The 9890-nt window shown below is 64.1% G+C and carries 13 protein-coding genes; 4 read left to right on the forward strand and 9 right to left on the reverse strand.

The genetic code is table 11. The annotated features are described in order from the left end of the window. Positions 1–3: 3 nt before the first annotated feature. The 7 genes from FNB15_RS14735 to FNB15_RS14765 form a co-directional block, all read right to left on the reverse strand. Entirely contained in the window at positions 4–801 is a 798-nt protein-coding gene (locus FNB15_RS14735) for a molybdate ABC transporter substrate-binding protein (protein WP_144069436.1), read from the reverse strand. After that, positions 802–1638, reverse strand: coding sequence for an ABC transporter substrate-binding protein (locus FNB15_RS14740; protein ID WP_144069437.1), 837 nt, complete (start codon positions 1636–1638; stop codon positions 802–804). Between the two features lie 22 nt (positions 1639–1660). Next, positions 1661–2395: an ATP-binding cassette domain-containing protein gene (locus FNB15_RS14745; protein ID WP_144069438.1), complete on the reverse strand. Its 735-nt coding sequence runs from the start codon at positions 2393–2395 to the stop codon at positions 1661–1663. A 16-nt stretch (positions 2396–2411) separates the two neighbouring features. Next, a complete protein-coding gene (locus FNB15_RS14750) occupies positions 2412–3119 on the reverse strand; it encodes an ABC transporter permease (RefSeq protein ID WP_144069439.1) in 708 nt (235 codons plus the stop codon). A 101-nt stretch (positions 3120–3220) separates the two neighbouring features. After that, complete coding sequence (locus FNB15_RS14755; RefSeq protein WP_185973568.1) at positions 3221–3622, reverse strand: response regulator; 402 nt, start codon at positions 3620–3622, stop codon at positions 3221–3223. Positions 3623–3816: 194 nt separating this feature from the next. Further along, positions 3817–4563 (reverse strand): cytochrome c biogenesis CcdA family protein, encoded by a 747-nt coding sequence (locus FNB15_RS14760; RefSeq protein ID WP_144069441.1) that lies wholly within the window; start codon positions 4561–4563, stop codon positions 3817–3819. A gap of 30 nt (positions 4564–4593) precedes the next feature. Then, a complete protein-coding gene (locus FNB15_RS14765; RefSeq protein WP_144069442.1) occupies positions 4594–5700 on the reverse strand; it encodes a YeeE/YedE family protein in 1107 nt (368 codons plus the stop codon). 84 nt (positions 5701–5784) lie between these two features. Between FNB15_RS14765 and FNB15_RS14770 the strand changes: the two genes are divergently transcribed. The 4 genes from FNB15_RS14770 to FNB15_RS14785 all read left to right on the forward strand — a co-directional run bounded on the left by FNB15_RS14770 (position 5785) and on the right by FNB15_RS14785 (position 7877). Continuing rightward, positions 5785–6009 carry a sulfurtransferase TusA family protein gene (locus tag FNB15_RS14770; protein ID WP_144069443.1) on the forward strand — a complete coding sequence of 75 codons (225 nt, stop codon included), beginning with the start codon at positions 5785–5787 and terminating at the stop codon, positions 6007–6009. A gap of 129 nt (positions 6010–6138) precedes the next feature. Further along, positions 6139–6351, forward strand: a complete 213-nt coding sequence (locus tag FNB15_RS14775; protein ID WP_144069444.1) for a hypothetical protein — start codon at positions 6139–6141, stop codon at positions 6349–6351. Further along, the gene (locus tag FNB15_RS14780; protein ID WP_144069445.1) at positions 6348–6794 is read left to right on the forward strand and encodes an SPOR domain-containing protein; all 447 of its coding nucleotides are present in this window, start codon (positions 6348–6350) and stop codon (positions 6792–6794) included. The genes FNB15_RS14775 and FNB15_RS14780 overlap by 4 nt, the downstream gene beginning before the upstream one ends. A 159-nt stretch (positions 6795–6953) precedes the next feature. Next, positions 6954–7877 carry a hypothetical protein gene (locus tag FNB15_RS14785; RefSeq protein ID WP_144069446.1) on the forward strand — a complete coding sequence of 308 codons (924 nt, stop codon included), beginning with the start codon at positions 6954–6956 and terminating at the stop codon, positions 7875–7877. A gap of 6 nt (positions 7878–7883) precedes the next feature. Here FNB15_RS14785 and FNB15_RS14790 read toward each other — a convergent pair whose 3' ends face one another. Further along, a complete protein-coding gene (locus FNB15_RS14790; RefSeq protein ID WP_144069447.1) occupies positions 7884–8435 on the reverse strand; it encodes an RBBP9/YdeN family alpha/beta hydrolase in 552 nt (183 codons plus the stop codon). Continuing rightward, positions 8432–9835 carry a glutamate--tRNA ligase gene (gene gltX, locus FNB15_RS14795; protein ID WP_144069448.1) on the reverse strand — a complete coding sequence of 468 codons (1404 nt, stop codon included), beginning with the start codon at positions 9833–9835 and terminating at the stop codon, positions 8432–8434. Before gltX ends, FNB15_RS14790 begins: the two co-directional genes overlap by 4 nt. Between the last annotated feature and the right edge of the window lie 55 nt (positions 9836–9890).

The following is a 9890-nucleotide window of genomic DNA, read 5'->3' on the forward strand; positions in this document are numbered from 1 at the left end:
CTTCTAGCGGATGGGTGAAAAGCCCTGTGCCGTCAGGATAGCCTGCCCCTTGGGCGAAAGCACGAAATCCGCGAAGCGTTTGGCTTCGGCTCGCGCAGTCGTGGCCACACCGAGCCCGTAATCAGCGCCGACGCGGAGGTTTTCGGGCAATGCGAGTTGCCGCAGCGCCGGGGTTTCCTTCCGCGCCAGCACGGCATTGGTGCAATAGGTCAGGAAGATGTCGGCCTGGCCCTGGTCGACCAGCATGCCATAGACATTGCGTCCGACAGGTGGGGGCGGCGATTGCGGCCCGCCGGTCAGTTGCATCGCCTTAGTCTCCAGTGTCGCGAAGCTGCCGGCGCGCACGGCGTCAGCCCTGCGGAACACCTCCCAGGCATAATCGCCTGAGGGATCGGCTTTCGGTGTAGACGTGCCGAGCCGCACGGAAGCGTCCAGCATGCGGGTCAGCAGCGTGTCGGGCGTAACATCGATCACGGGGTTGATCAGCGCGCACATCTCGTTGCGGGTGAACAGCGCGACAGGGCCTAGCCTGCCGCTGCGCGCCAGCATCTGCGGATGTTCCATATTGGCCGAGGCGAAAATCTCGGCCGGTTCGCCTTTCTCGATCCGCTCGCGCAGCAGACCGGAGGCGCCATAGGTGCCCGCCACGCTGAGGCCGGTTTCCGTCCTGAAGGCGTTGGCGACTTCGGTGAGCGCCGCGCGCAGCGAACCGGCGGCATAAAGCCGGACCGGTTCCTGCGACGCGGCAGACCCGCTGCCCAGACCCAGCATGGTGGCGAAGGCCAGAGCCAGCCGGCGCATTTAGCTGTTCGCGCCGGGCTTGTAGTTCGGGAAGAACAGCTGCTCGCCCTCAATCTTGTAGGCGGCGACGGCATCCTGGCCTTCCTTCGAGGTGATCCAGTCCATGAAGGCCTTGCCTTCAGCAACCTTCACATGGGCATGCTTGGCCGGGTTGACCAGCATCACGCCATACTGGTTGAACAGCCTGACGTCGCCCTGCACCGCGATGACCAGATCGCCACGGTTCTTGAAGCTGAGCCAGGTGCCGCGATCGGTGAAGGCATAGGCGTTCATGCCGCTGGCGGTGTTCAGCGTCGGGCCCATGCCCGAACCGGTCTCACGATACCAACCGGCGCCGGCGGTCTTCACGTCGATAGCGGCTTCCTTCCACAGGCGCAGCTCGGCCGCATGCGTGCCGGAACTGTCGCCGCGCGAAGCGAACGGCGCCTTGGCGGCGGCGATCTTCTTGTAGGCGGCGACTACATCCTTGGTATTGGCGATCTTGGCCGGATCGCTCTTCGGGCCGACGATAACGAAGTCGTTGTACATCACCAGGCGGCGGTCGACGCCGAAGCCGGCATCGACGAATTTCTGTTCGGCGACTGGATCATGCACGAAGACGACGTCGGCATTGCCCTGTTCGCCGGTCTTCAGCGCCTGACCGGTGCCCTGCGCCACGACACGCACCTGGATGCCGGTCTTCTTGGTGAAGGCGGGCAGGATATGGCCGAACAGGCCGGACTGCTCAGTCGAGGTCGTGCTGGCCACGACGATGAATTTGTCCTGGGCAAGGGCGGCCGTGCTGCTGAGGGCGAGGGCGAAGCCGGCGGCAAGGCTGAAAAGATGTCTGCGGTTCATTGGTGTTTCCTCCGTTGGGTCGTTACCAGGTTAAATCGCCTTGCAGGAAGGCGCGCGCCACGTCGCTTTGCGGTGCGTTGAAAAACTCGGTTGCCGGTGTGCGTTCGGTCACGCCGCCGCGATGCAGGAAGATGATGTCGCCGGCCAGCCGTTTCGCCTGGCCGAGATCATGCGTGGTCATAACAATCTTGGTGCCGCCGGCGGCGATGCTTTCGATGATGCCTTCCACCTGACGTGTCGCGCCGGGATCGAGCGCGGCCGACGGCTCGTCGAGAAACAGGATCTGCGGCTCCAGTGCCCAGGCGCGCGCCAGCGCCAGCCGCTGCTGTTCGCCACCCGACAGCACGCGGGCCGGCCGCTGCGCCAGTGCGGCGAGGCCGACGCGCTCCAGCATCGCCATCGCCTTATCGCGTCGCGCCGCCGAATTGAGGCCGCGCAGCTTGAGCGGAAATTCCGCATTGCCGAGCACCGAACGGCGCAGCAGCACTGGCTTCTGGAACACCATGGCCTGGTCGAAGCGCCGGCTCTGCGGATTGCGGCCGGCGGGACCGAGCCATGACACCTTGCCGGTGCTGGGCTGGATCAGGCCATGACAGAGCCGCAGCAGCAGGCTCTTGCCGGCACCATTGGGGCCGAGCACCAGCGTTGGCCGGCCAGGATCGAACCGCAGGGTGATGTCGCCGATCAGGCGCTGGCCATCCACGTTATAGCCGACATCCTCAAGCTGGAGCGGCAGAAGGGAGAGGCGCGCATGCATCTCTGCAGCTCCCACTTCAGGCGCCCTGCCGCCGGCGCGCGGCATTGCCGAGCGCGGAGGCGGCCGCGTTGATGCTGATGGCGATGGCGAGCAGCACGATGCCGAGCGCCATGGCGAGCGCGAGATCGCCACGGCTGGTTTCCAGCGAGATCGCGGTGGTCATCGTGCGGGTGAAGCCGTTGATGTTGCCGCCGACAATGATGATGGCGCCAACCTCGGCGATCGCGCGGCCGAAGCCGGCGAAGACGGCGGTGCTGAGTGAAAAGCGGCCGTCCCAAAGTAGCGTGGCGATGGCCTTGAGTGGTGTCAGGCCGAGCGAGCGGAGTTGTTCTTCGTATTCGATCCAGAGATCGGCCACGGTCTGGCGCGACAGCGCGGCCACGATGGGCGTGATCAGCACCACCTGCGCCATCACCATACCGGCCGGCGTGAACAGCCAGCCGAAGGTGCCGAGCGGGCCGGAGCGCGACAGGATCAGATACACGATGAGTCCGACCACGACGGGCGGCAGACCCATGCAGGCATTGAGCACGACGACACAGGCGTCACGGCCGGGAAAGCGGGTGAGGGCGAGGAGCGCGCCGAGCGGCAGGCCGAGGATGCTGCCGATCACCACCGCCGTCAGGCTGACGCGCAGCGACAGGCCGATGATGCGCAGCAACTCGGGATCGAGCTGCGCCATCATCTGCAGCGATAGCAGAAAGGCGTCTGAAATCGTGTTCACCGGATCGGCTTAGCCGAAATACCGGGGCATAGGAAAGAGGTTATAACTCTGTATTTATTTGGCTTTTTGGCAACAAAAAAGTTTGTGGCAAAAAAGACCGTTCAGGCCCGCACGCCACAGGCTTCCTCGATCATGGCCGTCAGGCGGGCCTCGCTATACTGCTTGCCGAGATTGGGCCAGCGCCGCCAGCGCGGATCGAACGCCTCCTTGCTGTAACCGCTGCAAAAGAAAAAGGGAATGTTGCGCTGGTGAAGCAGGGCGGCCAGATCGAAGCTGAGATCGCCATGGATATTGACGTCCAGGATGGCGACGTCGATTTCGGCGGCATGGTCGCGCACGAAATCGGTGGCGTCATCCAGTTCCATGAAGGGGCCCAGCGTGATGAAGCCCAGATCGACCAGCATGTCATCCAGCGCCATGGCAGCCAGCGGTTCGTCCTCCAGCACCATCACGCGCAGCCGCGTATGACCTTTCGGCGCGACAGGGCCCTTATCAGGGGCCATGTCGCGTCCGATCTCGTCCTCCGGGTCTTCGCCCGGGCGGGGCCTGCCGACCCGCTGCCCACAGGCGCTGTTTTCTGCCATTCGAGCCACTTTTCCTCCTGACGTTTATGAGAAACAGATTTGGCTCATAGGGCTGCCAGGTCCAGTGACCAGACTGTGGCGGCAATATGGCAGGGCAGCTTGGCCGCCAGATTTCAGCCGATGGTGGCAAGCCAGGGGAACAGATCGAGCAGGAAATAGCTGAACTGCCCGAGGCTGTTGGTGAAGATCAGGATACCGGTCAGCACCAGCAGGGCGCCGGCGCCGAACTCGACCTTGCGCAGATGACGGCGGAAGCGCTGCATGAAGCGCATGAACGGCCTTACGGCCAAAGCTGCGAGCAGGAAGGGAATCCCTAAGCCCAGTGCATAGGTCGCCAGCAGCGAGATACCATAGCCAAGCTCGTCGCGGCTGGCGGCCACGGTCAGGATGGTGGCCAGGATCGGCCCGACGCAGGGCGTCCAGCCGAAAGCGAAGGCCAGCCCGAGCAGATAGGCGCCAACCAGGCCGCCAGAATTCTCTTTGGTGTGAAAGCGCGCCTCGCGATACAGCAGCGGAATTTTCAGCAGGCCCATGTAATGCAGGCCGAACAGCACGATCACCGCGCCGGCGATTTTGCCGATGATGTCGATATTCTCGAGGATCAGGCGGTTGAGCGCCGAGGCGCTGGCGCCCATGGCGATGAAGACCGTCGAAAAGCCGATCACGAAGGCCAGTGCCGAGACGAAGACGCGGCGCGTCGTTGCGGACCGTGCCGCGCCGGCATCGTCGAGCATGCTCTCGAGCGTCGTACCGGCCATAAAGCTGAGGTAAGCCGGCACCAGCGGCAGCACGCAGGGACTGAGGAAACTGATCAGCCCGGCGCCGGCCGCGCCGGCATAGGAAATATCAAGGCCGCCCATAACTCGGATATCGCTCCTGCGAGGGGAGTGTCAGCCGCGCGCGAACAGTGCGCGGATGGCATCAGGCAGACTGCCTTCCTCAAGATAGCGGACCCCCAGGATACCGCCAATCACGATGCCGCCGACTGCGACAAAGCTGCCCAGCGCCAGGGTGGCGATCCCGGTCAGGCCCTGGCCGACGGTGCAGCCCAGGGCCAGCACGCCGCCGACGCCCATCAGCACGCCGCCGAGGAGATGCGACAGCAGATCCTGTGCGCTGGTGAAGCCTTCGATGCGGAAGCTGCCATTCGCCTTCGCCATCACGAAAGCGCCGAGGATGACGCCGAACACGGTGCAGATGCCGAAATCGAGCCGCGCGCCGGTGAAGGTCATCAGGTATTGCAGCGTGCTGCCCACAGGCGCCACGAAGGTCATCGAGGCGAGCGGGACAGGTTCGAAATCATCGGCGCCGAGTATGCCGGTCACGACCCAGCCGCCGGCAATGATAAGCCCGACGACAAAGCCGCCGACGATCAGCACGGGCTTTGAGCGGAACCGCGCATCGCGGAACACCCAGACCAGCAGCAGCGCGGGCAGTGCCAACGCCAGCAGCCAGCGCAAGGATGTCGCATCGATGCCGGAGGCGCGCGCCAGCAGGTCGGGCAGGGCCTGGCTGGCGACGCCGAAGGCTTTGAGATCAATTGCCGTGCCGGTCTCGAGCCAGAGCCGCGCCGGGCCGAACAGGCCGCGCAGCGTGGCATAGCCGGCAATGGCAATCATCAGCACGACGACCAGGGATTTCAGGTTGCCGGCGCCGAAACGCACCAGGGTGCGGTTGCCGCAGCCCCCGGCCTGGACCATGCCGAAGCCGAACAGCAGGCCGCCGAGGATCGCGCCGAGCCAGTTCAGGCTGGCGCTGGCGTAGATCGAGGCCTTCAGGTCGATCAGCCCGGCCAGATGCAGCAGCTGGCTGCCCAGCATGGCGACCGCGATGGCCAGCACCCAGCTGCGCAGGCGGCTTTTGTCGCCCATCAGCACCATGTCGCTGATCGCACCCATGGTGCAGAAGTTGCTGCGCTGGACCACGGCGCCGAAGACCAGACCGAGCAGCAGGCCACCGAGATTGGCGAGATGGGCAGGGGTATCGAGAAGGGACATGATGGAGGCAGGATACCGGATTTACATTGGCGAGGTGAAGTATTATATTAATCAACAACTTGTCATGTTAAATGCGTGCGAACGATGAGCGATATTCTCGACCTGAAAGGCCTCAACTGCCCTTTGCCGGTGCTGCGCACCAAGAAGGCGATGAAGGCGGTTCCCGCCGGCCAGACCCTGACCGTGGAGGCGACCGACCCCGCCGCCATGCGGGATATCACCGCCCTGTGCGAGACTGCCGGCTTCACGCTGCTGTCGGCCGAGGAGCGGAGCGGGGTGTTCGTGTTCGAAATCCGTCAGGTCGCCTGACGGCCGCGACTCGCTCCCGAGGAGCGGGCACCCGTCCAAATTATGTGACTGCTGTGGTCATCTCCGGGCCAGTTGGCGGCGCAAGTTGAAATGCGCTAGCTTAACGGCAGCAATTCAAGGTGTTTAAAGATGGCAAAGTTTACCGCCCAGGACATCGTCCCGGGCCAGCGTTTCGAGCAGCGTCAGGGCTTTTTCTGGCGCGTGGCGCGGTTGATCCAGTTTCCCGGCGAGGACGCACTGCACGTCCAGCTGATCAACGAGCGCGACTCCAGCAACACCAAGACGGTGTCGGTCAGCGCCCTGCTGGACCGGAATCTATTCAAGCTGGTCGAGAAGAAATGAGCCTGCGGCCGGCCGGACTGATTCTGGTTCTGCTGGCTGTCCCGGTTCTGCTCGCCGGTTGCGCCGATACGCCCGACGTCGAGCCCATGGTCCTGGTCGAGCCGCCGATGGTGGTCGAGGCGCCCAGGCCCGTTGTGCCGGAAGCGAAGATGGAAGTGGCGGCCATCCCGCCGCCGCCGGCACCTGCGCGCTTTGCCGGCCATGTCGCCAGCTACAAGACTCTGGCCGAAGCCGAAGCGGCCTGGCCGCGACTGGCCGAGCGAGTCCCGCAACTGAGGACCGCCGACCGGCGCTATGTCGAGATCGACCTCGGCGGCCAGCGCGGCAAGGTGGTGCGTCTTCTGGTCGGCGGTTTTGCTGATCGTGCCGCGGCGCTGCACTATTGCCGCAGCCTGCGATCCGCGAATCTCTACTGTGCACCGCATGATTTGCCTGCGAGTTGAGCACGTTAACTAAATCTTCTCAGAAGTGATAAAGTTGTGACAAGCGACCTGCACGCGCAGGTTTTGTTGTTGCAGGCGCAGTTCTCTGCCAAAATTAGGACAGATTCAGTGCCCTAAGATGCAGACGAACCTCAACAGCAAGGCAGCGCGAGAAACGCGGTGAAACAGGCAGCCCTCAAACCGGTGATTCAGGAAACCCTGAAACTGGTCGGCGTGGTGGAAAACCAGAGCCGGGAGCTGCTCGCGTTTTGCGGTAACGAGCAGAATCTTTCCGCCAATTTCTCGGACTACAAACGCTTCGTCGAAAAGATGGAGCATTTCTATGTCTTCGTGGACCTGGTCGATGGGCGCATCCCGGAATTCGACGAGAGCAAGCAGAAGCCGCTGCGCAAGCATCTCTCGAAGATCCGCTGGAAAATCACCATCCTCGAACTCGACACCACGCGCATCTACCTGATCAACATCACGCGCTCGGGCCGTCGCCTGCCGCTGGGCAGTCGTGAATTCCTGATGCGCCGGCTGGATCGCCTGAGCGAGATCGCGCAGTACTACGACCGCTTCGGCGAAGAATATGAACTGGCGCCGCCGATCAGCGAGGAACTGATCGAGTCCGTGCGGCAGCTGCTGAAAGAGGGCATCGAGAAGGCGCCGCGCCTGGAGGAATTCCAGCCCGCCCCGCCGCCGCCGCGCCTGTCGGCCACGCCGAGCATGTCGTCGCCGAGCAACAATCCGGTCACGCCGGCCGCCGGCGCCCTGCTGCCGCCTGATATGGTCGCCGCCCGTCATGCGTCGTCGGCCCATGCGTCATCCATGCCCAGCCTGCCGGCCAAGTTGAATGTGAAGGAACAGTGGGGCCGCTTCTTCGTCGAGAAGGGCTCGATCGTCGCCGTGTCGCAGGCTTGCAAGATGGCGGCGCTGTCGCTCGATCAGCTGGCCCAGCGGATCGGCGTCAGCCGCGTCGCGCTCACGCTGATGCTGAGCGGTCAGGATCCGATGCCGCGTCCGGCGATGGAAAAGCTGCAGCAGTTCATGATGGATCAGGCGCGGCTGTCGCAGCAGACCGAATTGCGCCGCCGTCTGTAGGCAGCCCTAGTTAGCCGCCGCCATCAATTCTTCCAGCAGAGCATAACCGAACGGCCAGTCGCCCAGACCGGACGCGGAATTGATATGGCCGAGCGGTCCGGCATCAACAAAGCGTGCATGCCAGCGCGAGGCAAAGAACTGCGCGCGGGCGAAATCCACATAGGGATCATTGGTGCTGGCCACCACGATGGCCGGGCAGGTAAAGCGCGCCAGCGGCATCGGACGGAAGCCGCGTGTCTCGGGCGGTGTATGACTTTCGGAATCGACATCGGCAGGCGCGACCAACAATGCGCCGTGCAGAAGGCCCTCGTGGCGTTCCACCCAGCGAGCGACCAGCGAGCAAGACAGGCTATGCGTGACCAGCAGCGGCGGTGATGGGCAGGCGGCAATCGCCGCATCCACTCGCGCCAGCCAGTCCGCGAAGACGGGCGTGTCCCAGTCGGCCTGCTCGACACGGGTGAAGTCTGGGTGTTTGCGCTGCCAGTGGCTCTGCCAGTGTTCCGGGCCTGAATTGCCCAGGCCCGGCACGATCAGAACCGGCGGCCGCGCGCGCGTCATCTGGCAGCGTCTGCCAGGCGCGCCAGCGTTTCCTCGCGGCCCAGCACGGCGAGCACGTCGAAGATCGGCGGCGAAACGGTGCGGCCGGTGAGGGCCGCGCGCAGCGGCTGCGCCAGCTGGCCCAGCTTGACCTGCTGCGTCTCACTCAAGGCCCGGACCGCAGCTTCGGTACTGGCGGCCGTCCAGTCGCTCACGCCGTTCAGTGTTTCGATCATGGTCCTGATCCGCGCCTTGGCGGCATCGTCGAGATGCTTCTGGGCCGCGGCATCGGCCTGAATGGGCCGGGCGACGAACAGGAAGCCGAGCGCCTCGGTGATTTCGTTCAGGTCCTTGGCGCGTTCCTTCACAGTGGGCAGGATCGCCTTGATCTGCGCCACTTCGGCCTGATTGCAGGCGCGACCGAGCTTCTTCTCGACAAACGGCAGTGCCGCAGCCAGCAGGTCATCGTCGCTGCTGTGACGGATGTAATGGCCGTTCAGGTTGTTCAGCTTGGCGAAATCGAAACGCGCCGGCGAACGGCCGACATGATCGAGGCCGAACCATTCGATGGCCTGCTGCGTCGAGATGATTTCCTCGTCGCCATGGCTCCAGCCCAGACGCAGCAGGTAGTTGCGCATCGCCGCCGGCAGGTAGCCCATATCGGCATAGGCTTCGGTGCCCAGCGCGCCATGGCGCTTGGACAGCTTGGCGCCATCCGGCCCGTGAATGAGAGGGATATGCGCGAAGTCCGGCACGACGAAACCGGCCGCGAGATACAGCTGCGTCTGCCGTGCCGCATTGGTCAGGTGATCGTCGCCGCGGATGATATGCGTCACACCCATGTCGTGATCATCGACCACGACCGACAGATTGTAGGTCGGCGTGCCGTCCGAGCGCAGGATGATCAGGTCATCGAGCTGCTCGTTCTGGAAGGTGACGTCGCCCTGCACATGATCCTTGATCACCGTGCTGCCGGCCTGCGGTGCCTTGAAGCGCACGACCGGCTTCACGCCTGCCGGGGCATCCTTCGGGTCGCGGTCGCGCCAGCGGCCGTCATAGCGCATCGGCCGGCCCTCGGCCTTGGCCTTGTTGCGCATCTCTTCCAGTTCTTCCTGCGAGCAATAGCAGTGATAGGCCTTGCCCTCGGCGAGCATCTTGTGCGCCACCTCGGCATGGCGGTTCATGCGCGAGAACTGCATCACCGGTTCGCCATCCCAGTCGAGCCCGAGCCACTTCAGGCCCTGGAAGATTTTCTGCACGGCATCGTCGGTCGAACGCTCGCGGTCGGTATCCTCGATGCGCAGCAGAAAGGTGCCGCCGTGATGGCGCGAGAACAGCCAGTTGAACAGCGCCGTGCGGGCGCCGCCGATATGCAGGTAGCCGGTCGGCGAAGGGGCGAAGCGGGTAACGACTTTGGTCATCGGATGATCCAGGAAACTTGGGAAGCAGGGTTTTAGCATACAGGGGCAGGCGGGC

The organism is Ferrovibrio terrae (assembly GCF_007197755.1).
Lineage (GTDB): Bacteria > Pseudomonadota > Alphaproteobacteria > Ferrovibrionales > Ferrovibrionaceae > Ferrovibrio > Ferrovibrio terrae.